Annotated in this window: 27 protein-coding genes; 11 read left to right on the plus strand and 16 right to left on the minus strand. The window is 33.3% G+C overall.

Annotated features, from left to right (window positions below):
• Position 1 precedes the first annotated feature (1 nt).
• The 4 genes from Q0829_RS11630 to Q0829_RS11645 all read left to right on the plus strand — a co-directional run bounded on the left by Q0829_RS11630 (position 2) and on the right by Q0829_RS11645 (position 4,014).
• On the plus strand, positions 2–1,606 hold the full coding sequence (locus tag Q0829_RS11630) for a pyruvate dehydrogenase complex dihydrolipoamide acetyltransferase (protein WP_298542876.1): 1,605 nt from the start codon (positions 2–4) through the stop codon (positions 1,604–1,606).
• A gap of 70 nt (positions 1,607–1,676) precedes the next feature.
• Positions 1,677–2,264, plus strand: coding sequence for an NUDIX domain-containing protein (locus Q0829_RS11635; protein WP_298542879.1), 588 nt, complete (start codon positions 1,677–1,679; stop codon positions 2,262–2,264).
• 72 nt (positions 2,265–2,336) lie between these two features.
• Positions 2,337–3,281 (plus strand): M28 family peptidase, encoded by a 945-nt coding sequence (locus Q0829_RS11640; protein WP_298542881.1) that lies wholly within the window; start codon positions 2,337–2,339, stop codon positions 3,279–3,281.
• Between the two features lie 52 nt (positions 3,282–3,333).
• Positions 3,334–4,014 carry an SDR family oxidoreductase gene (locus Q0829_RS11645; protein ID WP_298542883.1) on the plus strand — a complete coding sequence of 227 codons (681 nt, stop codon included), beginning with the start codon at positions 3,334–3,336 and terminating at the stop codon, positions 4,012–4,014.
• 13 nt (positions 4,015–4,027) lie between these two features.
• On the opposite strand, the gene Q0829_RS11650 is transcribed toward Q0829_RS11645, so the two are convergent.
• From Q0829_RS11650 to Q0829_RS11660, 3 genes are all read right to left on the minus strand, one after another.
• Positions 4,028–4,417 carry a hypothetical protein gene (locus tag Q0829_RS11650; RefSeq protein WP_298542885.1) on the minus strand — a complete coding sequence of 130 codons (390 nt, stop codon included), beginning with the start codon at positions 4,415–4,417 and terminating at the stop codon, positions 4,028–4,030.
• 198 nt (positions 4,418–4,615) lie between these two features.
• A complete protein-coding gene (locus Q0829_RS11655) occupies positions 4,616–5,089 on the minus strand; it encodes a hypothetical protein (RefSeq protein ID WP_298542887.1) in 474 nt (157 codons plus the stop codon).
• The gene (locus Q0829_RS11660; protein ID WP_298542889.1) at positions 5,086–5,760 is read right to left on the minus strand and encodes a hypothetical protein; all 675 of its coding nucleotides are present in this window, start codon (positions 5,758–5,760) and stop codon (positions 5,086–5,088) included. Before Q0829_RS11660 ends, Q0829_RS11655 begins: the two co-directional genes overlap by 4 nt.
• Before the next feature lie 365 nt (positions 5,761–6,125).
• Between Q0829_RS11660 and Q0829_RS11665 the strand changes: the two genes are divergently transcribed.
• The 6 genes from Q0829_RS11665 (at position 6,126) to Q0829_RS11690 (ending at position 12,188) form a co-directional block, all read left to right on the plus strand.
• Positions 6,126–7,712, plus strand: coding sequence for a VWA domain-containing protein (locus tag Q0829_RS11665; protein ID WP_298542892.1), 1,587 nt, complete (start codon positions 6,126–6,128; stop codon positions 7,710–7,712).
• Between the two features lie 67 nt (positions 7,713–7,779).
• Positions 7,780–8,376: a SprT-like domain-containing protein gene (locus Q0829_RS11670; RefSeq protein WP_298544377.1), complete on the plus strand. Its 597-nt coding sequence runs from the start codon at positions 7,780–7,782 to the stop codon at positions 8,374–8,376.
• Between the two features lie 2 nt (positions 8,377–8,378).
• Positions 8,379–9,455 (plus strand): mannose-1-phosphate guanylyltransferase, encoded by a 1,077-nt coding sequence (locus Q0829_RS11675; RefSeq protein WP_298542894.1) that lies wholly within the window; start codon positions 8,379–8,381, stop codon positions 9,453–9,455.
• Between the two features lie 5 nt (positions 9,456–9,460).
• On the plus strand, positions 9,461–10,909 hold the full coding sequence (locus tag Q0829_RS11680) for a DUF389 domain-containing protein (protein WP_298542896.1): 1,449 nt from the start codon (positions 9,461–9,463) through the stop codon (positions 10,907–10,909).
• 73 nt (positions 10,910–10,982) lie between these two features.
• Entirely contained in the window at positions 10,983–11,699 is a 717-nt protein-coding gene (locus Q0829_RS11685; RefSeq protein WP_298542897.1) for a hypothetical protein, read from the plus strand.
• 132 nt (positions 11,700–11,831) lie between these two features.
• Positions 11,832–12,188 carry a DoxX family protein gene (locus tag Q0829_RS11690; RefSeq protein ID WP_298542899.1) on the plus strand — a complete coding sequence of 119 codons (357 nt, stop codon included), beginning with the start codon at positions 11,832–11,834 and terminating at the stop codon, positions 12,186–12,188.
• 93 nt (positions 12,189–12,281) lie between these two features.
• On the opposite strand, the gene Q0829_RS11695 is transcribed toward Q0829_RS11690, so the two are convergent.
• From Q0829_RS11695 to Q0829_RS11705, 3 genes are all read right to left on the minus strand, one after another.
• The gene (locus Q0829_RS11695) at positions 12,282–12,479 is read right to left on the minus strand and encodes a hypothetical protein (RefSeq protein ID WP_298542901.1); all 198 of its coding nucleotides are present in this window, start codon (positions 12,477–12,479) and stop codon (positions 12,282–12,284) included.
• A gap of 220 nt (positions 12,480–12,699) precedes the next feature.
• Positions 12,700–13,464 (minus strand): ATP-binding cassette domain-containing protein, encoded by a 765-nt coding sequence (locus Q0829_RS11700; protein WP_298542903.1) that lies wholly within the window; start codon positions 13,462–13,464, stop codon positions 12,700–12,702.
• Entirely contained in the window at positions 13,464–14,201 is a 738-nt protein-coding gene (locus Q0829_RS11705; protein WP_298542905.1) for an ABC transporter permease, read from the minus strand. The genes Q0829_RS11700 and Q0829_RS11705 overlap by 1 nt, the downstream gene beginning before the upstream one ends.
• Positions 14,202–14,316: 115 nt before the next feature.
• Here Q0829_RS11705 and pafA point away from each other — a divergent pair, with 115 nt between their 5' ends.
• On the plus strand, positions 14,317–15,993 hold the full coding sequence (pafA, locus tag Q0829_RS11710) for an alkaline phosphatase PafA (RefSeq protein ID WP_298542909.1): 1,677 nt from the start codon (positions 14,317–14,319) through the stop codon (positions 15,991–15,993).
• A 6-nt stretch (positions 15,994–15,999) separates the two neighbouring features.
• Here the strand turns inward: pafA and Q0829_RS11715 are convergent, their stop codons facing one another.
• The 10 genes from Q0829_RS11715 to Q0829_RS11760 form a co-directional block, all read right to left on the minus strand.
• Positions 16,000–17,049, minus strand: coding sequence for an NAD(P)/FAD-dependent oxidoreductase (locus Q0829_RS11715; protein WP_298542912.1), 1,050 nt, complete (start codon positions 17,047–17,049; stop codon positions 16,000–16,002).
• Positions 17,050–17,111: 62 nt separating this feature from the next.
• The gene (locus Q0829_RS11720) at positions 17,112–17,408 is read right to left on the minus strand and encodes a carboxymuconolactone decarboxylase family protein (protein WP_298542914.1); all 297 of its coding nucleotides are present in this window, start codon (positions 17,406–17,408) and stop codon (positions 17,112–17,114) included.
• 27 nt (positions 17,409–17,435) lie between these two features.
• Positions 17,436–18,182 carry an SDR family oxidoreductase gene (locus Q0829_RS11725; RefSeq protein ID WP_298542915.1) on the minus strand — a complete coding sequence of 249 codons (747 nt, stop codon included), beginning with the start codon at positions 18,180–18,182 and terminating at the stop codon, positions 17,436–17,438.
• A gap of 67 nt (positions 18,183–18,249) precedes the next feature.
• Complete coding sequence (locus tag Q0829_RS11730) at positions 18,250–18,813, minus strand: TetR/AcrR family transcriptional regulator (protein ID WP_298542917.1); 564 nt, start codon at positions 18,811–18,813, stop codon at positions 18,250–18,252.
• A gap of 117 nt (positions 18,814–18,930) precedes the next feature.
• The gene (locus Q0829_RS11735) at positions 18,931–21,234 is read right to left on the minus strand and encodes a chondroitinase-B domain-containing protein (protein WP_298542919.1); all 2,304 of its coding nucleotides are present in this window, start codon (positions 21,232–21,234) and stop codon (positions 18,931–18,933) included.
• Between the two features lie 214 nt (positions 21,235–21,448).
• Positions 21,449–21,622 (minus strand): hypothetical protein, encoded by a 174-nt coding sequence (locus tag Q0829_RS11740; RefSeq protein WP_298542921.1) that lies wholly within the window; start codon positions 21,620–21,622, stop codon positions 21,449–21,451.
• A 72-nt stretch (positions 21,623–21,694) separates the two neighbouring features.
• Entirely contained in the window at positions 21,695–22,549 is an 855-nt protein-coding gene (locus Q0829_RS11745; RefSeq protein WP_298542922.1) for a glycosyltransferase family 2 protein, read from the minus strand.
• Between the two features lie 22 nt (positions 22,550–22,571).
• A complete protein-coding gene (locus Q0829_RS11750; RefSeq protein ID WP_298542924.1) occupies positions 22,572–23,093 on the minus strand; it encodes a methyltransferase in 522 nt (173 codons plus the stop codon).
• Positions 23,094–23,190: 97 nt separating this feature from the next.
• Positions 23,191–23,907, minus strand: coding sequence for a hypothetical protein (locus tag Q0829_RS11755; protein WP_298542925.1), 717 nt, complete (start codon positions 23,905–23,907; stop codon positions 23,191–23,193).
• Between the two features lie 126 nt (positions 23,908–24,033).
• Complete coding sequence (locus Q0829_RS11760) at positions 24,034–25,092, minus strand: 3-oxoacyl-ACP synthase III family protein (protein ID WP_298542926.1); 1,059 nt, start codon at positions 25,090–25,092, stop codon at positions 24,034–24,036.
• Positions 25,093–25,137: the final 45 nt, after the last annotated feature.

Here is a 25,137-nt window from a genome sequence, read left to right on the forward strand (position 1 = left end):
TATGGCTACAGTAATTAATATGCCGCGATTGAGCGATACCATGGAAGAAGGAGTTGTCGCGAAGTGGCTTGTTAAGAAAGGTGACACAATTAGTGAAGGAGATATCCTTGCAGAAATTGAAACCGACAAAGCAACAATGGAATTCGAATCTTTTTATGAAGGAGTATTGCTTCATATTGGGATTGAAGAAGGTGAAACAGCGCCAGTTGATCAGCTTTTGGCGATCATAGGTGAAGAAGGAGAAGATATTTCTGGTCTGTTAAATGGAAACGCAGCAGCACAAGTAGAAGCTCCAAAAGAAGAAAAAGTTGAAGAATCAGCTTCAAGTTCAGCAACTACAACAACTATTCCAGAAGGAGTAGAAGTGATTACAATGCCACGCCTTAGTGATACTATGGAAGAAGGTACTGTAGCAACCTGGTTGAAAAAAGTTGGTGATACTGTCGAAGAAGGTGATATTCTTGCTGAGATAGAAACAGATAAAGCTACAATGGAGTTTGAGTCTTTTTATAACGGTACACTATTGTATATCGGTATAGAAGAAGGTCAAACGGCTCCGGTAGATGTATTGTTGGCTATTATTGGTCCAGCAGGAACAGATGTTTCGGGTCTTAAGGATGGTGTGCCTGCTGCTAGCGCTCCAACTGCAAAGGAATCAGCACCGGCTAAAGAAGAGAAAGTAGAAACTGTAGCAGTAAGTTCAGGAAGTAGTTCTTCTGCTGGAGGAAGAATATTTGCTTCTCCGTTGGCGAAAAAAATAGCAGCAGATAAAGGAATAGATTTATCTCAGGTAAAAGGAACAGGAGAAAATGGACGAATTGTAAAGAAGGACGTAGAAACATTTACACCCTCAGCAGCAACTCCGTCATCACCTAAGACAGCAACTGCTACTCCGGCAATTCAGACTTTTACTCCGGCAGGAGAAGAAGGTTTCGAAGAAGTGAAAAACTCGCAGATGCGTAAAGCAATTGCAAGAGGTCTTTCAGCATCTAAATTTACAGCACCTCACTATTATTTGACTATTGAGGTGGATATGGATAATGCTATATCATCTCGTAAGCTTATTAATGAGTTACCGGATACTAAGGTCTCTTTTAATGATATGGTTGTTAAAGCGTGTGCAATGGCGCTTAGAAAACACCCACAGGTAAATACGACTTGGAAAGACGATGTAACGGTTTATAATAAACATATTAGTGTTGGTGTGGCTGTAGCTGTGCCAGATGGATTAGTAGTACCAGTACTGCCATTCACTGATCGTATGAATATTATGGAAATAGATACTGCAGTTCGTGATTTGGCGACCAGAGCGAGAGATAAAAAATTAACTCCACAAGAAATGAGTGGAAGTACTTTTACAGTATCTAATTTAGGTATGTTTGGTATTCAGGAATTTACTTCGATTATTAACCAGCCTAATTCTGCTATTTTATCAGTTGGAGCAATTGTTAAAAAACCAGTTGTTAAAAATGATCAGGTGGTTGTAGGCAATACTATGAAGGTAACGTTGGCTTGTGATCATAGAACCGTTGATGGGGCTACAGGAGCACAATTTTTACAAACGTTAAAACAATATTTAGAGAACCCTGTAACTATGTTAGCATAGTTTTATAAAGGAAATATATAATGTTTAAGATCCCACTTTTTTTGAAGTGGGATTTTTTTATATTTAAAAAATGAAAAAGAGAATTGAAAACCTACAATCAAATATACTATCGGATAAAACATTTTTATTAAAGGAATATACCTTCGAATATACACATACAGCTGTTCATACTTCAGAAAAACATCTTCGGGAAGTGTATGATCACGGTGACGGAGCTTCTGTTTTGTTATATAATCCTACCAAAAAAACTGTTGTATTAACACAACAATTCAGATTGCCTACCTTTTTAAATGGAAATACATCAGGAATGAGTATTGAAGTTTGTGCAGGATCCCTTGATGGAGATACTCCAGAGGTATGTGTAAAAAAAGAAGCATTAGAAGAAACAGGTTATGAGATTAATTCCGTGGAAAAAGCATTTTCTGTGTATGCATCTCCTGCTACAATGACAGAAATAGCACATTTATTTATTGCCGAATATACAGATGAGATGAAGGTTCAGAAAGGAGGAGGGCTTGATCATGAAGAGGAATATATCGATGTTTTAGAAATAGATTTTGAAAGAGCATATGATATGATACAAACAGCGGAAATAAGAGATGCCAGAACTGTGATGTTGCTACAGTTTCTTAAAATAAAAGATATAATGGTATCTTAATTGAATGGCTAAGAGTACACTTTTTAAGTATCTTTATCAAAAATTATTCATCTATATCAGAAAATAAAAACCATGAAGCAAATAGGACTTATTATTATCACACTTTTATTTATAACCTGTAAAGAAGTAACAACTGCACAATCTCCAATGTCTAACATTACGGCCTCTGATGTAGAAACTATCATGAATTTTTTGGCAAGTGATGCATTAGGAGGAAGAGATACCGGAAGTGAAGGACTGGAAAAAGCAGCAAAATTTATAGAACAGGAATTTAAGAAGTCTGGAATAGCGCCTTATTTTGAATCATATCTTAATACTTTTGATGCCAAAGGAACAGAAACCTACAATGTAGTTGGTTATCTTGAAGGTACAGATCCTAACTTGGCTAATGAGTTCATAGTATTAGGAGCACATTTTGATCATATAGGAAATGGAAAAGATGTAAATGGTGATACAATCGCTAATGGTGCTAACGACAATGCAGCAGGAAGTACAGCGGTAATTTCATTAGCAAAACATTTTGCGAAAGTAAAAAGTAATAAACGTAGTGTATTGTTCGTGTTATTTGGAGCAGAAGAAAAAGGACTGCTAGGTTCTGATCATTTGGCAAAAGTTTTAAAAGAGAAAAACCTTGACTTATATGCAATGGTAAATTTCGAAATGATAGGAGTACCACTAAATGATAAAACATATAAAGCCTATATTACGGGATATGAGATTTCAAATATGGCGGAAAAAATCAATGAATATTCAGGGAAAGAATTAATAGGTTTTCTGCCAAAAGCAAAAGAATTTCAGTTGTTTAGAAGAAGTGATAATTATCCTTTTTATTCTGCGTTTAATGTGCCTTGTCAGACGATTTCTACTTTTGATTTCACCAATTATGACTATTATCACCATGTAGATGATGAGGTTTCTGAGATGAATTTTGAGTTTATGGCAGAACTCATCAATGATTGCGTGCCGGTAATTACTAATATGCTAAATACTTCAACAAAAGAAATTAAATTAAATTAAACTTTCATTTCCTTTTAGCTTCTAAAATCTGAAAGGTCTTTTTTATAAAAACATGAAAAATATTATAATTACTGGAGCAAGTAGAGGGATAGGATATGAGATGGCTAAATTGTTTGCCGACGAAGGACATCAAGTCTTAGCTTTATCAAGAAATGATAAACCGATCGCAGCTCTTAATAATAAAAATATTCATACATTTTCTTGTGATCTATGTAATCCTTCTGATATGGTAAAAGCGACTGATTATATAGCCAAAACATGGAAGAGAGTAGATATTTTAATTAATAATGCGGGCAAATTATTAAATAAACCTTTTGCAGAAATTTCTACACAAGAGTTTGAAGAAGTATATAAAGTGAATGTTTTTGGTGTAGCAGAAATTACACGCCTGGTTTTACCTTTTATGAAGAATGGCAGCCATGTAGTTACTGTAAGCAGTATGGGAGGTATTCAGGGAAGTATGAAGTTTCCTGGATTAGCAGCTTATAGTTCTAGTAAAGGAGCCGTTATAACATTAAGTGAGCTCTTAGCAGAAGAATATAAAGAAAGTGGTATTGCTTTTAATGTATTAGCACTAGGCGCGGTACAAACAGAAATGTTAGAAGAAGCATTTCCGGGATATCAAGCTCCGTTAACCGCCATAGAAATGGCTACATATATTAAAGATTTCTCGTTAACTGCTAATAAGTTTTATAATGGTAAAGTACTTCAGGTATCTAGTAGTACCCCCTAATAATTATCTCTTTTTAAATGTTTTTTAGTTTAAGATACTTGTAGAATTGATGTACTGTAAGTACTTTTTTAAGCTCTTCGTTCTGAAAATAAACAATATTGCTTAAGTCTTTTGTTTTTTCGTTAGCAGAGGCATTAGACTGAATTATTTTATTTGCCTTTATGGAATATTTTATAATTACCTTTTTAATACGATCACTAGCATAATTACTAAGATTTAATTCTTGCTGTAATAGAATTGCTCTTTGCTCTGCAAGATTTGCGAATCGTTTTTTTTCTTCCTCCAGTTGCTCTTCAGTTAACTCTGTAATCACTTCTTGATCCTGATTTTGATCTTCGATTTGCTCTTGCGCAATACTGGTTGTACAAACAAAAAATAATAGTAAAATTATAAAAGCTCTCATGACGTCTCACCTTTAAGTTTTTCTTTACGAAATGTTAAAAATAGGAAGTCAAAAATATTAATAATTGATTAACAACAAGTTAAAAACGCAAAATACTCGACAAATGCCAATTTTTTTTCGTCGAAAAACCTAAAATACAATGGTTTTAGAATCATTGTAAGACGGAAAAACCGTAAAAATTGTGTTAAAAAATATAATTTAATCGATTTTTGTTGGTGATTTCATCCTTTCAAAAGTAGCTTTTGATGTTTTAAATTTAACTCCATCGATCAAGGTGGTAGAGGTTTTTATATAAGAAACAATTGTGTCCGTTTCGGTATTACCAAAATGAACTTGAGTGATTATTTTAGTAATCGAGTCAGAGAGTACTTTAGCTTGTCCAATAAATTTAATTTGCTGTATTTCTTTTACATCTTTTGAACTGAATAATTTTATATCCTCTTCTTTGTCTTTAAATTCCGGGTGCTGTTTTACAAGTATTTGTTTGTCTAGATGATCTTGTAACTTTTCAGTAATCAAAACAGAGTAAGCATCTTCTAGCGAAGCAAAGGGTATCTCTTCTTCCGTAGAAATATCCTCGACAGCTACGCTTTCGACTTCCATCATTTTATATGAGTTGTTTGCACAACCTATAATCAGTAATACTACGATGAGATACGCAAATTGTTTCATGATTTCACTCTGAATTTTAGTTTAACAATTTGTCCCTTGAATCTTTTGGATTCTATAATTTCAATATTTTTTAAACTCTTAATAGGCGTAGTGAGCTTATTGATGAACTCACTTTTAGAATATATTTCGATACCTAATCCCGATGGTAGTACCTGAAAAATAGTTGCATCATCTGCAATCATTCTAGATAATTCATTTTTTCTGTTTTTCCAATCTTCAAGTTTACCATTTGCATAATAATGTAACATTAAAGCATAATCATCTGTACTAACCTGGATGTTTTCATTAGCAATGGATGAAACAGTTCTAAAAATAGTATCGGTTTTATGATATGGAGATTTGATTACAAAATGAATATAGTCATCTTTTGTCCTCCATTTAAAACATCCTAAACTATCACTTTTTACATAAAAGGGAGATTGCTTATCATTTAGGACTATAACATCAATGGGAGTTTTAGTAATAGGTAGATTTCTGTCCTGATCAATAAAACAAAAGCTAAAGGTATGCGCTTTTGGAATTAAAAAATATGCAGAGGTGAGAAATACAATTCCAATTAATAAAAAAGCAATTAATTTAGAAAATACACGATTTTTCTTCTGAATTTTCTTTTGAGAATTCACTGCTTTAAAATCTGCCCAATTTTTAGCACCGCTGTATTCTGATAACATATTAAGAATGTCTACGCGAGGTAGTTTTTCACTACTATTTTTAAAATAGCTGTAGAAAGATTTTTCACTAATACTGCCTTTTACTTGTTTTCGTAAATCTTCTTGAAACAATATAATATCCTGACCCTTCCACTGAGTTATGTCATTGCTCGAGGCAGTATTCTCCTTTAAAAACTGTTTAGTAACGGCTTTTTTAAGAAGAGAAAATGCTATGTGTTCTTCAGGATTTATGATTGTATTGATTTGATTATTAGGTGAATATATTTTGTAAAATGGTTTACAATAGTTTTACAAAGGCTATACAAGAGTACAGGTTTTTATGATACTATGTTTGTTTTCAGTTTAACAAGGTAAAAACAATAAATATGAAAACAAAGACTATTAAAAAAATCGGATTTATACTGCTTGGATTATTCTTTTTAGGAATAAGCTCTTGCAATCAATATGCTAACAGAAAGTACACCGTTCACGAAAGTATTGTTTTAGATGATAGAACGGATTTTAAACAAGATTTTGAAATTCCCAACGACATTGATGAAAATGATGAAGCATATAAAGAAATTATAGAGAACGCTTTTAAAAGAGTGAGTTTGGCACCGTTGTCTACTTTTTCTATAGATGTAGATAAAGCTTCGTATAGTAATATTCGTAGAATGATTAATAACGGTCAAGAGATTCCAGAAGATGCGGTTAAGATAGAAGAAATGATCAACTATTTTAAATATGATTATAAGCAACCATTAGATAAGCATCCCTTTGCAATTCATACAGAATCTGGATCTACTCCTTGGAATGAGGAAACACAATTGGTTAAAATAGGTATAAAAGGTAAAGAAATACCTGCAGAAAGTTTTCCAGCATCCAATCTGGTATTTTTAATAGATGTTTCAGGATCTATGAATGACACCAACAAATTGCCACTACTAAAAAAGGCTTTCAAACTGTTGGTGGCGCAGTTAAGGACAGAAGACAAGGTGTCTATTGTGGTGTATGCAGGTGCCGCTGGAGTGGTACTCAAACCAACAAGTGGGAAAAACAAAGAAAAGATACTAGAAGCATTGGATAATCTACAAGCTGGAGGATCCACGGCCGGAGGAGAAGGTATTGAGCTAGCGTATAAAATTGCTGAAGAACATTTCATCAAAAACGGAAATAACAGAGTGATTCTGGCGACTGATGGTGATTTTAATGTAGGAGTTAGTAGTGATACCGGTATGAAAAAATTAATTGAAGAAAAAAGAGCTTCAGGAGTATTCTTAACCTGTTTAGGTTTTGGAATGGGTAATTATAAAGATAGCAAACTAGAAACGTTAGCAGATACTGGTAATGGTAATCATGCTTATATCGACAATATGCAAGAAGCGCAGAGAGTATTAGGAACAGAGTTTGGAGGAACATTATATACCATTGCAAAAGATGTAAAAATCCAGGTAGAATTTAATCCAGCCAAAGTACAGGCATATCGTTTGATTGGTTATGAAAACCGACTGCTTAATGATGAAGATTTTATAGACGATACTAAAGATGCAGGAGAACTTGGCAGTGGACATACAGTTACTGCATTGTATGAAGTGATACCAACCGGAGTGAAGAGTAAATACCTTAAGGAGGTTTCAGATTTAAAATACGCTAAAAAAAATAAAAAAGTTGAGAGAGCTGAATATGGAAACGAGTTGCTTACGGTAAAATTCAGGTATAAAAAGCCAAAAGAAGACCAAAGTATTGAGATGGTTTATATACATAAAATGGATGCCGAAAAACAAGTCTCAACAGACTTTCGATTCGCTGCTTCTGTAGCTTGGTATGGGATGAAGTTACGAAACTCAAAATATATACAAAATCACGACATCGAAGATATTATCACGTTGGCAAAAAATAACAAAGGGATTGATGAACAAGGGTATCGAGCAGAGTTTATACGATTAATGAATAGTAATGAAGGAACACACTAATTATTTCCGATAATAAATCTTTTATAAGCGCATCGAACCGATGCGCTTATTTTTGTATTTTGCGGTAATGAAGGAAATCCTGGCAAGATACATCCCGGAGCGTGCTTTAGAACCAGCATTTGATTTGATAGTGAAATGTAATGTTCATCTAAAAATTGTTAATGAGCGTGTTACTCGCCATGGGGATTATCGTAAAATGCCGGATGGTAGACACCAGATCACAGTTAATGCATCTTTGAATACCTATCGTTTTTTGATAACATTAATTCATGAAATTGCTCATCTTGTAGCTTTCGAAAAATATGGACGCTATATCAAACCCCACGGAATAGAGTGGAAAAGAACGTTTCAGCAATTGATGTTACCGTACATCAATCCAGATGTTTTTCCGTCTAGATTATTACCTGTGATTGCCAATCATTTTAAGAATCCAAGAGCAAGTAGCGATACAGATACGAAGCTATCATTAGCGCTAAAACAATATGACCCGGAGAATGATAAAAATTATATCTTTGAGGTGCCTTTGGGAAGCAAGTTTAGGTTGTATAACGGAAAGATTTTCCAAAAAGGAAACAAGCGCGTAAAGCGTTATGAATGTGTCGAAATTAGCACAGGCAGAGTGTATCTGTTTAACCCCAATGCTGAAGTCGAATTACTAAATTAATTATGAACAAAAATTATTACGCCATTTTGATGGCTGGAGGAGTAGGATCCCGATTTTGGCCTGTAAGTACAACTGAGTTTCCGAAACAGTTCCACGATATGTTAGGAACCGGAGAAACATTGATACAACGTACCTTTAATAGGTTGGCAAAAATTATCCCAACCGAGAATATATTTATTCTGACCAATGAGCGATATAACGATTTGGTGTTAGAACAACTGCCAGAGGCAGAACAGCGACAAGTGGTTACAGAACCAGCGATGCGGAATACAGCTCCTTGCATCTTGTATGCTGCACTGAAAATTCAAAAAGAAAATTCTGATGCAGTTATGGTTGTGGCACCAAGTGATCATTGGATTGAAGATGAAGAAGCATTTGTAGGGAATTTAAAACAAAGCTTTGATGCTTGTTCAGAAAAAGATATCTTAATGACTTTGGGTATCCAACCTGCGTTTCCAAATACAGGTTATGGATATATACAATACAATAAAGAAACTAATGCTATAAAAAAAGTAGCTCAGTTCACAGAAAAACCAGATTATGAAACTGCAAAGGAGTTTCTAAATCAAGGGAACTATCTCTGGAATGCGGGAATCTTCATTTGGAGTGTAAAAAGTATTGTTGAAGCCTTCGCTAAGTTCCAAAAAGAGATGACTGCCCTATTCGAAAAAGGGTCACTTATCTATAATACAGAGCAGGAGAACGATTTTATTGCTAAAAATTATCCGCTAGCAGAAAATATATCTATAGATTATGCTATTTTAGAGAAAGCAGAAAATGTTTATGTACTTCCAGCTACTTTTGATTGGAATGATCTTGGTACTTGGGGGTCATTATATGATAAACTTGATAAAACTGATGCTAATAATGCGGTGGTGAATGCCAGAGTTTTAGCAGAAGATGCATCAGGTAATATGATTAGAACCGCTACAGATAAAATTGTTGTTGTAGATGGTCTAGAAGATTATATTATTGTGGATAAAGAAGAAGTCTTGTTAATTTACCCCAAAAAGAAAGAACAGGATATAAAACAAGTACTTAAAAAAGTAAAAGACGCCTACGGAGAAAAATACGGATAATACGAATGGAAGAAAATACAAAACAGCCTGTTAATTCAGAACATGAAGAAATTAAGGAATCTGTAAAAAGAGATGCTAAAGGCCTTTTTGAAAGTGTTAAACTGTTTCTTTCCGGCTTGTTAGATATACGATCAGATACGGATAGAGATCAGACGATAGAAGATGTCAAAAATGATATTCCATTTAAAGGCCATACTGCTTGGATTCTTATATTTTCTGTATTTGTAGCGTCTATTGGACTAAATGTCAGCTCTACAGCAGTTGTGATCGGTGCGATGTTAATTTCTCCATTAATGGGACCGATTGTAGGTGTCGGCCTATCTATTGCAATTAATGATATTGATACACTTAAGCGGTCTTTGGTTAATTTAGGAGTGATGGTTGGTCTCAGTGTTTTAACTGCCACGTTATATTTTGCAGTTTCACCTTTAACAGAGCTTACACCAGAATTAGAATCCAGAACGGCTCCGACGATTCTGGATGTTTTTGTGGCAATTTCGGGTGGTTTAGCCCTGATTATTGCGAAATCAAAAAAAGGAACGATGCCCAATGCTATAGCAGGAGTTGCAATTGCTACAGCTTTAATGCCTCCTTTATGTACGGTTGGATATGGTATAGCAGAATTAAACCCGGAATATGCAATAGGTGCGATATACCTTTTTAGTATCAATGCTATTTTTATAGCGTTATCTACTTTTATTGTAGCCAAGTTACTACGTTTTCCAATGCTTCGTTATGCAAATTCCGCTAAGAGAAAGCGTGTTGCGAGATTAGCTTCTGCCTTGGCAATTATAGCAGTTATTCCAGCAATTTGGACCTTTTATAATACTTTAAGTATGAGTAACGCAGATAGGGATTATAAAAGTTTTTTGGCTAATGAAATTGACGCAAACCCTAATTTATATCTGCGTAAACAATTTTATGAGTATGATGATAAGTCTATCAAATTGTATTTTGATGGTGAAATCGCTGAAGCAACTGTGAGCGATTTACAAAATGAGCTTAAGAATTACGAAAGCATTAGGGATTTTACATTAAAAATTAGCGGTAATAAGGCAAGAGGGATCGAGCAAATTTCAAAAGCGAACGATAGATATATTGTAGAGCTGAATCGTTTAGAAACTGAGAATGAGGCATTATTGGATAAAGTAGAGGATCTAAAGATACGATTGGCTTTAATGGAAACTCAATTAGCCGAAGCGCAGAAAGTAATTCCTGTAGAAGTATTGCCCTATAATAATATTGCCAAAGACGCAAAAATCCGGTTCCCGGATTTATCTGAGCTTGGATACGGAGAAGTACTACAATCTAATTTTCTAAAAGTAGATACCGTAAAAGTTATCTTCCCACAATGGAAATTCCAAGTATCAGATAGCTTAAACGATGTTAGAAATAAAGATCTCCGAGAGTGGATTACTGGTGAGCTGAAGGCTGATACGTTATTGGTGAAATAATTTTTTTTGATTTTTAGGATAACATTTTTAGTTATTACTGCACATACATATAGTAACTAAACAGAATGGAATAATGAAAAATTCGAAATTTATAGTATTATTAGTTTTTATAGGTTTATTGTTTTTTATAGACCCTATATATGCTGGACCAGGTGGGGTGATAGCAAAAGGTTTATTTAAGACTTGGTGGGGTAAAATCTTGATGCTATTACTATTTGTTATTTTGCTACCGTTTATTATTTATATAAAATCTGTAGAGTTTTTTAAAGTGAAAAAAACAAAAAAGCAGTTAGGACAGATAGGTTTAAAGAATAAGGATTTTTCTTGGTTAAATCTTGAAAAGAACTTTTCAAATATTATTACACGTGTCTACTCAGCTTGGAACGACGAAGATATGAGCGAAGTTAAAGAATATGTAAACCATTGGTATTGGCAAAATCAACAATCAGTGCACCTTGATAAATGGAAGTCTAATAACTTAAAAAATATCTGCAATCTTCAGAAGATAAATAAAATCAGACCATTATATCTGGAATTAACAAATAATGAGAATTACGATGGGTCAAAAATCGTGATTAGCATCTCTGGTAGTATTGAAGATTATTTGATAGATAAAGAAACTCGAAGAATTGTAGAAGGGAGAATGGGTTTTCAGGATGAAAGTCATATATGGGTAATGGAATATGTCGAAGGTAAATGGTTGTTAGATGATATAAAAAATGATGATTTAAGTTTAGCTTTTGCTAAGATGAAAAATGTAATTCCGGAAAATATTTTAATAGTAAAATAGAAGATTATTACTCTGGCTATAATCTGAAATTTATAGTTAATAAAGAAAAATGTACTATAAGGTTTGGGTGTATCTTTGATCTGATAATAATTTATATTAAGAATACGGAACCAATAAAATAGAAACTAGTTTATGAAAATAATCTACTGGACATCAACCGCCTTGATTTCCCTGATGTTATTATGGAGCTCCTATAGCTATTTTTTTAGCAAAGCAGCTATTGAAGGTGTAAAGTCTTTAGGGTTTCCTGATTTTTTTAGGATTCAATTGGGAGTTCTAAAGATAGTTGCCATCTTTATTTTGTTGATACCTCAAGTACCAATTCAGGTAAAAGAGTGGGGGTATGCAGGAGTTGGATTGTTTTTTGTAACCGCTATTATAGCGCATATTGCACATAAAGATTCAATTTTTATATCCTTGATCAATGTTTTCTTTATAGGATTACTTATCATTTCAAATATCTATATGTATAAGCTAAAAAATATATAGATAGTAGAGCATTCAGAAATAAACGGATCATTACTTAAAAAGAAAACTGCTGATCTATTTTAATTTATCAGCAGTTTCAAATAAGTTTACATATTAGATGCAAAAAGGAACCGGAAAAGAGTTTGGATTCCCTGGAAGGAATTGACAATTAGAACCATTGTAATTTGGATTAGGTACACAACAAGAAAGTGCTGGATTACAACATCTGGATGGACGTAATCCTCCTCCATTGATTTCTTTTTGCTGATTTTTACTTAGTTTAATTCCGAATTTTGAAACATTCTTTAACATGGTGTAATAAGGTTTTAAGATTTATGAAGTTAAAGGTAAATAAACTCGGGAAAATCTATTTACGGCAATGCCATAATTGTTGTTAAAGTTTTAATAATCAAAATCTTAACTAATTCTTAAAAATGTTGGATAGATTTTACAAAAGTTAGCTAGCAAGAAGTCTAACTCTTCTATTAAAAATAAATTACTAAGGAATTAAGAGTTTTAAAGTCAAAATTGTCTAGAGTCCTTTTAACTGAGCATCTCTTACTTTTTTAAATAAGTTAGAAGAGTATACGAATTCTGTAACTGCTTCATTGTCGGTTTTAAAAATTTGAGATTTATCACCTTCCCACTCTAGATTACCATATTTTAAGAAAACAATCTTTTCTCCAATTTCCATTACAGAGTTCATATCATGGGTATTGATAATGGTAGTGATATCGTTCTCTTCGGTAATCTCTTTGATAAGATTATCAATAACAATTGCGGTTCTTGGATCTAATCCAGAGTTAGGTTCATCACAAAATAGATATTTGGGTCTAGTTACAATTGCCCTGGCAATCGCTACTCGTTTTTGCATACCACCACTTATTTCTGATGGAAGTTTATTGTTTGCGTTTTCTAGATTTACACGAGCTAATACTTCATTTACTCGTTCGCGCATTTCTTCTTTTTTTTGTTTGGTAAACATCATCAACGGAAACATTACATTTTCTTCTACTGTCATAGAGTCAAATAATGCGCTTCCTTGGAATACCATCCCCATTTGCTCTCTAAGATTTCTTTGTTCTTCTGTAGAAAGATCAGAATAAGTTGCTCCATCATAACAAATAGAACCTTCTTCTGGTGTAAACAAGCCAAGCATGCACTTTAGGAAAACAGTTTTACCACTACCACTGGTTCCAATAATTAGATTGGTTTTACCACGTTCGAAAGTTGTAGTAATTCCTTTAAGAATCTGTTCCCCATTAAAACTTTTATGAATATCCTTTACTTCTATCATTAGCTTAACAATAATTGAGTTAGTATATAATTAGAAGTTACAATAACCACTGTTGTCCAAACAAACGCAGAAGTACTCGCTTTACCAACTCCCAATGCTCCACCTGTCATATAATATCCGTGAAAAGACGGAATAGTTGCTAACAGAAAGGCGAAAATAAAAGTCTTAATAAATGCATAGACTAAGTGATATGGGATGAACTCCTCACGCAGCCCGGTTAAAAACTCAGAACCAGAAACAAACCCTCCATAAACACCTGCTATATAAGCTCCAAATACACCGACAAACATTGCAATTGCAATGATAAAAGGATACATAAGCATAGCAATGATTTTTGGAAAAACTAAATAGTTTAGTGAGTTAATTCCCATTACTTCTAGTGCATCTATTTGCTCTGTAACTCTCATGGTTCCGATACTAGATGTTATAAAAGAACCTACTTTACCAGCCATAATTACCGAAAGAAATGTAGGTGCAAATTCTAAAATCATCGACTGTCTGGATGCAAAACCAATTAATTGTTTTGGAATTAGTGGATTGGTAAGGTTTAAGGCAGTTTGTATTGCAATTACAGCACCAATAAAAAAAGCAAGAAATACAGTAATTCCTAATGAACCAATGATAAGATCTTCTATTTCTTTGAAAATCAAGTTTCTAAGCACTGAGCCCTTAGTCATACGACTGAAAACTTTTTTTAACATTAAAAAATAACGACCAATATCGTCCAGATAAAACATATGCGCTACATTAGAAGGGCTAAAATAGAAAAAAAATTAGGTACAGCATGTAACCTTCTATTAAAGTTTTACATTTGCATAAGAGGTATTTTGACCATCTAAATTTTGAAAAGTAATGATAAAGAAAGTATTCCTAATTATTGGAGCAGTACTGTTTTCTATACAATGTAAGTCGCAACAAGTACAACCAGATCCAAATTCTAATGAATTTTCTACAGAAAAAACTATAAATGTTACACCAAAACTAGTAGTTGGGATGGTGGTAGATCAAATGCGATATGATTATCTAACACGCTTTTATAATCGTTTTGGAGAAGGTGGTTTTAAGAGAATGATTAGAGAAGGATTTAATTGTAAAAACAATCATTTTAACTATGTTCCGACCTATACTGGTCCGGGACATGCATCAATATTTACAGGTACAACTCCACAAAATCACGGGATTATCTCGAATTATTGGTATGATAAGTTTAGTAAAAAAGGAGTGTATTGTGCTAGTGATCCATCCGTTAGAGCAGTTGGTTTGGATAGTGAGTTGGAGAGAATGTCTCCGCATCGTATGAAAACTACGACCGTTGCCGACCAGAATCGATTGCATACACAATTAAAAGGGAAAACTATTGGGATTGCAATAAAAGACCGAGGAGCAATTTTACCAGCAGGACATACAGCCAATGGGGCGTATTGGTTTAGAGGAAAAGATGAAGGAAAATGGATTACCAGTACGTATTATAGAAACGATTTACCAAATTGGGTGCAACAGTTTAATGACTCTGATAAGGCCGAATCCTATTTAAAAGTATGGAATACCTTATATGATATTGATTCGTATGTAGAAAGTGGATCAGACCAAAATAATTTTGAGGCAGGATTTAAAGGAAAAGAAACTTCCACATTTCCCTATGACTTAGCTGATCTAAAGGATCAAAATGAAGGTTATGATATTATTAAGGGATCTGCTTACGGTAATAGTTTAACCGCAGATTTTGCCATTGCAGCTATAGATGGTGAGGCTTTAGGTAAAGATGAGGTAACTGATTTTCTAACAGTGAGTTTTTCTAGTACGGATTATGTAGGGCATAATTTTGGAGTAAACTCTAAAGAAATTGAAGATACATATTTGAGATTGGATAAAGATTTGGAACGTTTCTTTAATGCATTAGACACGAAAGTTGGAAAAGGAAATTATACGGTTTTTTTAACGGCGGATCATGGAGCTGTTCATGTGCCCTCATATTTGAAGACAGTAAAGATACCATCTGGTTATTTTAAAATGGATACTTTGCGGACCAAGGTTACTGATTTTGTAAAAGAAAGATTTAAAGTGGATGGGTTGATAGAGAAAGTAGATAATGATCAAGTCTTTTTTGCATATGATGTTCTACATGAAAATAATATAAATGCTCAGGATTTACAGAAAACTATTGCGCATTATATCTTACAATATGATCAAATTGATAAAGTATTTACCAGAGAACAATTATTAACGGGTACATATACTGAAGGAATTGCTGCTTTAGTCCAAAAAGGATATAATCAGAAAAGAAGTGGAGATGTTGTTTTTGTATTAAACCCTGCGACAATTATGTATTCTCGTACAGGATCTACACACGGAAGTGGTTTAAATTATGATACACACGCTCCTTTATTGTTTATGGGTAAAGGTATTAAGCAAGGAAGCACTGTAGATAAAACAACCATTCCTGATATTGCTGCAACTATTTCTGCGTTATTAGGAATAACATTTCCTAATGGTGCAACAGGCGATGTATTACCTTTTGTATTAAAATAAGAGTGTTTAAATAAGTTTTTGATATATGAATTGTGCGCTCTGTATTGCACCTTCCATATATCCTGCATGTTTTGTAGCGGTTTCTGATCCACCAATAAAAAAGCTGTTATCATAAAAACTGTTTTGATAACAATCATGCCCATTATTCTGATGTGGAAATATAAATTTTTCTGAACTAATAGAAGTATTTGGTTCTAGTTTCCAAACCATTTCTTCGTATGCCAGATATTCCAAAGCTTGGTCTCCAAATAATTTCTGAAGTTGATTTAATACCTTAAATCTCCTTTCATCTTTGGTGTGCATATATATGCCATTCTGCAGAAAACCTTTTAATGCGAAACGGGTGTTTTCTACATTAGCGTGGTCGTATAGTTCTGTTATTGGTCCTACATTACTAAAAACTGTTCCAGAATAGTTGTTTTCTTTCCAAAAAGCTTGTTTATAAGAGATGCCAAATTTAATAGAATCACCCATCCAGGTATGAGTTTTATTGGCAATATCAATAACGTTTTTAGGTAATAATGGATTGAATTGTATAGAATTTACTAAAAGCATAGGAGGAATGGTAGAAACTACTTTATCTGCATAATGTGTTGTAGATTTCGAATGAACTTCAAAACGATTCTTCAGATAATTAATATGTGTTACTTTTTCATTTAGGATTAATTCTTCCTTATCAAGGGATTCGGCAAGTTTAGTAATTAGAGAAATCGTTCCGTTTTGTATTCTATAACTAGGTTGTTGATTAATTGGTAATTGTATTTGTTGTGGTGGAGCAGTGGATAATGGTTCAAAAAGTGCAATTCCTTCCATGAATTGTTCAAAAACAGGAATCTCTAATTCTTCTAATAGCGCAAATAGTTTATGATGCTGGGTACTCAACCAAGTCGCTCCCATTTCGATTAGAGTTTCGTTTTTGGACCGTAGCGTGTATATTCTTCCTCCGATTCTATTTCTAGCATCAATAACCTTTACAGTTATTCCATTTTTTTTTAATCTGTAAGCGAGTAATAAACCGGTTAATCCAGCGCCGATAATGAGTACTTCTGATTTCATATAGTATATAAATATATAAAGTAAAACTCCTAAATGAAGGAGTCTTACTTTATAATATAAATTTATTCATTCATAAGATGTGTTCCGTGCACAACAGCTGCTCCAGCACGAAGCGCGGCAGATACAAATGTTACTTCTGCTAGTTCTTCTTTAGTAGCGCCTGCTTTTATTGCGTTTTTCTTATGAATTTCTATACAATAAGGACACTGTGTCGTTAATGCTACAGCAACGGCCATTAGTTCTTTATATTTTACAGGAATAACTCCTTCTTGTAATGCGATGCTATCAAAAGCTTGAAAAGCTTTCATGGCTTCAGGCGCATTTTTACTAAGCGTACCTAATTTTTTTAGGTGACTCATATCATACATAGTCCGATGTTTTTTTAATTAATTTCTTCCTGCAATTACACCACCATCAGTATCCCAAATAGCACCAGTTACCCATGAAGCTTGATCTGATAATAAAAATGTAATACTATTGGCTACATCTTGTGCAGTTCCATTTCTTCCTATTGGGTGAAAATTATTAAAACCAACCAACGCTTTTTTAGCCTCTTCGGCTCCTCCGAAAACGCCATCATACACAGGTGTTTCTACCACTGCTGGAGATACTGCATTTACTCTAATCCCATGATCTGCTAACTCCATCGCTAAATGCTGTGTTAACGAATGCAATCCAGCTTTTTGCATAGAATAGGCAGAAGAAGGAGTAGCTTTTACAGCTTGTTTTGCCCACATAGAACCTACATTGACAATAGATCCACTATTACTTTCTTTCATTTTTTTGGCGGCTGCTTGTGTAATGAAAAAGAACCCTCTATTTAGATCTTGATAAGAATCGTAGTCTTCTATAGTGTGATCTAAAAATGCTTTTGGACCAAAAATTCCGGATGCATTTACCAGGTAATCTAAGCTATCTAGGTTCGCAATAGTTTTGTTAAGTTGATCAACACTATTTTTGTTGGTAATATCTACCTGATGTTTAATGATATTATCTCCATCAGGAATTTTAGATATATTTCTACCTACTACGTGTACGATTGCTCCTCCTTCTATTAAGGAATCCACGGTAGCTTTACCGATTCCGCTGGTTCCACCAATTACTAGAGCTGTTTTGTTTTTAAATTGTGTCATAATATATATATATTTAAAATAATTAAAAAATGAACAGACAAGTCTGTCTTTGTAAGTGTAAATTTTTTTATTCAATGATTTTCTTGCATAAAGATAATGAAGCTTCTATTGGCCAAGTATTTTGATGTAATTTGCTTTCTGAAATTGCTCCTTCATATAATAAATAAATTTTTTTAGCAAGCATTTCATTAGCTTGATCAGAGTTTTGATTACGATTTTCGACAACTAAACTTTTGATAAAACCAATAAAATCATTCTTCTGTTGTTGAATTTCAATACGCACCGTTTCATTTTCTTTTGGCATTTCGGAGTACGTATTTAAACACCAACATCCATTAAAATCTTTTTGATCAAAGAAAAGTGTAAGAAAATCAAATAACGCATATATTCTACCCTTCCCTGAAGGAGCTTTATATACAAACTCTCTTATGTCCTTAGTAAAAGTATTGTTCTTAAATTGAAGGTACGCAATACATATGTCTTCTTTAGAAGGAAAATGATTGTATAAAGTTGCTTTAGCAATTCCAGCTTCTTTAATAATTTCATTAATTCCAGTTAGGTTATAACCTTTTTTGTAAAATAAAGTAGAAGCAGTTGCTACAATATGATCTCTTACCTTGGAATGTTTCATATGGCAAATATATATAAAAAACCAAAACCAGACAAGTCTGTCTGGTTTTGAATGGTTTTTAACAGAAATAGAACTGTTATTTGACGATTGATTAGGTTATTGGGATAGGGTTTTGTTTTAATTTACGCTTTTATACCCTTTATGTTTTGCAAGATATTTTAATGGTTTTTCAGTTTTTATAATTTCTATATTAGTGCCCGTACGTTTTCCAAAGGATTCTATTCGACCAGAATTAATTAGGCTGATATGGTCAATTGTACTAATGGCCCATCCTGGATCTTCATATTTTATGGCTCTTCCTCCTTTTCCGGAGTTAACGAATAATAAATTATCTATATCTAATTTCTGAACTCCCCAAAGTAGAACGACACTCCCTAAATCTTTATTATTGACATCTATGAACGTAGAGTTTTTTAATTCTAAGTATGGTCCCGTAGTACTTTCATCATTCCCCATTCTTAATAGCGAGATCGCATTACCCATTACTTTACTAAAATGGCAGTTATCAATTTTCACATATTCTGCATTGTAACGTCCTCTATTTTCGTTTTCTCCGTCTAAACTGATAGCATTTCCAGAAATATTATGGAAAGTAGAATTCTTGAAAATCAATGTATCTGCATAGGTGTTTTTATAAGCTCTAAAAGCAGTTTTACGACTCGCATTAAAATTCTTAAACTCACAAGAAATTACTTTTAATTTATAGTGTTCTATCATCGGTTTTGATGAGGTTGCAATAGCAGATTGCGCAATGCCATTTTCAGAAGCACCGTCAAAGATGACTCCTTTAATAGAGAGACTTCCTCCATTTTCTATAATAACTAATGGTTTTTGCGATTCGTTTTGATCATATGTAAAAATCGTGGGGCTATCACTTTCATCGGTTCTGATTGTTAGAGTTTTGTCTATGATCAAAGGTTTTGTAAAAGTATAGGTTCCTGATTTTAATTGAATGGTGTCTCCCGATGATGCACTTTTTACCATGTCGAATAATGTGTCATTTTCATTACCAGATACTTGTGCCGCATTCGAGTTTTTGTTAGTAATCTCAAAATATTTCTGTTGCGGTGTATACCAATTTGGCCCTACTTCGTTTTTAGTAAAAGGAAGTTTAGGTTGATAGGTTTGGTTTTTTAGTAAACCATCCTCTGGATCTTTTGAGAATGTAATTTCTACTTGTTTAAATCCTTTGTGATCGAATTTTGAATCTGCAGATATTACTTCATTTCCTGAAAAAGAAAAAGTGCTATAATCAGAAATCGCTTCAAAGACTTGTTTTCTTTCTGGATGGTAGAAAATATTGTTGGTAAACCTAATATCTTGTGGAGGATCAGTTCTTTCGTTATCAGCACCAACGCCAAACTGAATATGATCACATTTCAAAAATTTATTTCCAGTTATATCTGTGTTTTCTGCTCTGTGATATCTGTTAATTAATGAATTAGGAACTCCATTCATTACTGGTAGTGCTCCAAAGAAACGTTTTCCTTTAAGTTCCTGAAAATGATTATTTCTAATTGTATGGCCTTCGTTAATAACTCGGACTCCTCCTGTGCCTGGTTTGTTATTTCCAATAAAGAAGTTATTTTCTATTAAGTTTCGATTTCCGTGTCTTAATGCTAATACACCTGCGGATTCATAGAAAATATTATTACGTACAATATTGTCACTCGATTTAAGAGAAACGATTTCTACTTCGCCATCACATTGTTCAAAATAATTGTTCTCAATCAATGTTCTAGATGGACTTAATGAATATGTAGAAACTCCAACTCGTAGTGTCTCCCCTCCATTAGATCCTAAGTTGGGTCGGTATCCAAAATGATTATGATCAATCCTATGGTGATTCTCTAAACTATTTTTGTTATTTAATCTAACAACCAAGGTGACACCAGCATTTAGTTTTCCTCCAAAATAATTGTGATCTACTCGATTGTTTTTTCCGTGAAGATGAATCCATTCGGATTTATCAAATCTATTAGTCGGATTAAAATGATCAATCGCTATTTCGGTAAGTCTGCAATTTTCCGCTAACTTTCCATCATCGGTTTTAAAGATAATCAGAGCATCTTCTTCTGTATAACCATTCTTAAAAACCAACTCTTTTATGATCAAATGTTTTCCTCCAATTTTTAGAGAAGTATTGCCAGATAGAATAACTTTTCCTTTTTCCTGCGCTTTAATTACAATCGGTTTTTCTACTGTACCGTTTGCAGTAATAACAAATTGAGCATCATTCCAGATGCCGTTGCTTAGGGTAATTTCGTCTCCGGGTTGAGCTTTGGATATAGTTTTATTAAATTCTTGGACGGTAGTAACAAGGTTGGTTCCATCTGTTTGTTTTGTAGTACTAGTTTGGGTGCAAGAACTTACAGTTAATAAAATAGCTAGTAGATAGCTATAGAGCCTACTTTTTTTCATTTGTTTATTTTGAAATATTTGTATTAAACATTCCCATTAAACTTCAAAAACAGTTTAATGCTTCGTTAAAAGTAGATACTTGTAAGTTGTGTGTGGAGCAATTTAGGTCTATTTTTTATAATAACCAAAAGAATAGAAACATAGGAGTAATTCTAAAAAAAAGTTTCGATAGATCTAGATCTATCGAAACTTTTAATGTGTCATAGAATTTAAATTATGTATCACAATTACAGTTAGGTTTGAAAATTAGAGTATCCCAAATTGCACAGATAGACAAACTACATTGACCTCCACCTCTGGGATCTATATAAGATCCACCTTTTACCTTTTGTTGAGCTTCCTTTTTAATAATTTTAGCTCCTTCTAAATTTAAAATTTTGTGTAACATATTCAGGTTTTTTAATTAATAATACCTGAATCTATGAAAAGGAATAAGTAGAACGTAGAAAAGAAGTGTTTTTTAGGATTTAAATAACTTTTGGAGGATTTTTCCCCAACGTAATTTTCTAACAAATTCACCCTCAGACTTTGTGATCAGAAATGATTGTCGTTCTTTTTTAGCCTTAAAAAAACCAGCGATGTAATCATTTATTAGTCGAGGTCGCTTTTTTAATAAAGCTAGTTTTATGGATGCAATTAGTGTAATACTAAAACCATATCGCATTTTATAAAAAGCCTCACCTTGCTTGTATTTTGCTTTTGGATTATAAGTATTACCTGTTGGTTTAAGGTGTTTTACTTTTAGAGATTCATCCGTTTTAATTTCCCAATTGTGGTATTGTGATAATAGTTCATCTACTGTATCCCAACCCATTGCAGGTTTGAGCCCTCCAATATCCTGAAAACAAGATTTTCTATACGCTTTTAATGCTCCTCGAATATGATCTTTGTTTGTTAAGTTTTCCAGAATCCAATCATCATCCTTTTGGATATAGCAGAAACCACCGACCATTCCAGTTTTTTGATTTTTTTCAAAATGTTTTATTAATGTCTCCAGATAATTTTCCGGAAAAATAAGATCTGCATCAAACTTACAGATCACATCATATGCATTATCTAGTGTTTTATATCCTTGATAGAAGGCGTTGATAACTTTGCTACCCGGCATATGATCTTCAGAAGAACTCGTATTTACCAAAGAAATATAATTGTATCTACCAATATATTCTTTGACTCTAGCTTCGGTATCATCTGTAGAGTTATCATTAACTACTACTATTTTTTTAGGGAGTATCGTCTGAGTAACTAATGAGTCTAAAGTTTTGGCAATTAATAGTTCTTCATTATGTGCGGGTATGACAATGTAAATGTTCAAGACAGTAGTATTTTGATCTAAACTATTTTTTTTCTGCGTATATGATATAATATCTTGGAGTAAAATACCTTAGCAAAGGTCTGAAACCAATTTTTTTGATTGGGTGTGTCCACTTTTTTCTAGCTTTTATTTCCCAACCAGCTTTTTCTAATAACCAATCAAACTGCCAATCTTCGAACTCATGATAATGGCGATCCCAAGGATCTGTTTTACTTCTATACGCTGGAGAAAACCATAGTTTTAAAGGAATAGAAGCGACTATTTTGTTTGCTTTAATATCACGTAAGACATTAAAAGGAGCAATCAGATGTTCAAAAATTTCGAAAGCCGTTACAATTTCTGCTTCGCTTGTTTTTACAGCTTTGGTTTCTAAATCAAGATCTTCTCCAGAAGTATTACTTACAGTGTATCCTTCTTTTTCCATAAACTCCACAAAAGGATTGGGGACACCAAGATCGAGTATAGTTGCAGGAGCCGAAACATGCGCTCTTAAGAATTCTAGTGTTTCTTTATATCGTTTGTGAGGAAACGTTCCTTCGTACATATTAATTTTAACTTTTCTTAATTGAAGACAAAATTACTCTAAACAAAAAAGGATACCATAAATATAGTATCCTTTTTACTTATTTTTTTAAAGAAGATTAATTGCATTCATTTGTATATTCATAAATATGCTTAGCAAATTCTGACCATTTGATTTCATCTCCGTACTTTTCAATCATAGCAGGACAATCTCCAAAGAATTCTTTAAATTCTTCTTCATAATTTTTTTTCTTAAGACGAATAGCAACTGCTTCTCCATCCTTTTTTACATAATAAGATTTAGCAATACCACCAGCTTTTAGAGGGCCAATACCAATACTGGCTGTTTCTCCTGCAAATGGATCTTGATAAACTTTTATTTTATTACTAAAATCAGGATTAACCAGCTGTACCATTAAGGTCTGTGTCTTTTTCTTAATTTGTACTTCAGATTTTTCGAAAAAAGTATATCCTTCTTTAAATAAATTCTGATCTAGATTTTTGTTTTTCCACTGTTGGGCATCGGTAATAAATTTACCAAAATTACCTAGTTTGGCAAGGTTACTTGGTGGTAAATACATATATACAATATCTTTTGGTTCAATTTTCACCTTGTTCTCACTTGCATCTTTAATATAAATAGCTTTTATAAGACCTTTTTTATAGTTAAATCCTTTTAGGTTTCCTTCGGTTGTTGTTCCATCTTCTAGATGAACATAAGTGGTTTTCTTTCTAGAAAACCCATTGAATCCAGGAAGGAAGTTCTGAGCCTGTATTGATTCGGTTACTCCTAAAAAAAGGATCATAGTTAAGACTAAGTAATTTTTAGTATTCATAGATTTTAGATTTTGAGGTTTTTTTAATCCGCCCAAATATAGAACTTCTTTTTTAAATACTAAATAAATGTTAATTTTAAAAGATAAATATTTTGTTTTCAGAAGTTTAGTTTTTTTGTAGCTTGTTTAATATTGATATAGAAAAGCATTAATATTCATACCCGCACCAACACTGGCAAATAATAATATGTCTCCTCGATGAATAGATTGATTTGCTATTTTTCCTTTTAGAATTAAATCAAAAAGCGTTGGAATGGTAGCTACACTGCTGTTTCCTAGTTTTTGTATACTCATAGGCATAATACCATCAGGAACTTCTTGCTCATACAGTTCATAGAATCGTTTTACGATGGCTTCGTCCATTTTTTCATTGGCTTGATGGATAAGAATTTTTTTAACCTGAGAAATATCTACATTAGCTTGATCAAGACATCTTTTCATTGCCTTGGGAACATTGGTTAAAGCGAATTCATATATTTTACGACCATACATTTTAATATATTTTGTAGTATCGTTAGATGTGGTGTCATAGGTGTTTCCGAAGTATAAAAAATTAGCTTCTTCATAAGTATGAGATGCACTTGCAGAGGATATAATTCCTCCAGTGTTTTCTGTGATTTCTATGATAGAAGCTCCTGATCCATCCGAATAAATCATAGAATCTCGATCATGCTTATCAATTACACGTGACAAGGTTTCTGCGCCAATTATAAGGCACTTTTTTGCCATACCACTTTTTATAAAAGATACCGCCTGTATAATCCCCTCTATCCATCCGGGACAACCAAACAGTACGTCATACGCCACACAATATGGATTCTTTATTTTTAAAAGATGCTTCACTCTGGCAGCAAGACTAGGTACGGTATCGGCTTGTGACGAATTTTTTGTAACATCTCCGAAGTTATGAGCCACAATAATATAATCTATGGTTTCTGCGTCAATACCTGAATCAGCAATAGCTTTTTGGGCAGAAAGAAAAGCAATGTCCGAAGTATTTAATGCTGAAGAGGCATATCTACGCTCTTCAATACCTGTAATTTTTTGAAATTTATCTATAACAACAGGAGAAGGATGTCTGATTAGACTACCATCAGTGTTAAGGAATTGATGATTTTCAAAATCTTCGTTTTGAATAATTTCTGTAGGAATATAGCTCCCTGTACCGGTTATTTTGATATTCATTTCCCTTTTCTTTTTTTGTATAAGAGAAGGTAGTTATTAAAATTC

It is taken from the genome of uncultured Aquimarina sp. (assembly GCF_947492405.1).
GTDB lineage: Bacteria > Bacteroidota > Bacteroidia > Flavobacteriales > Flavobacteriaceae > Aquimarina.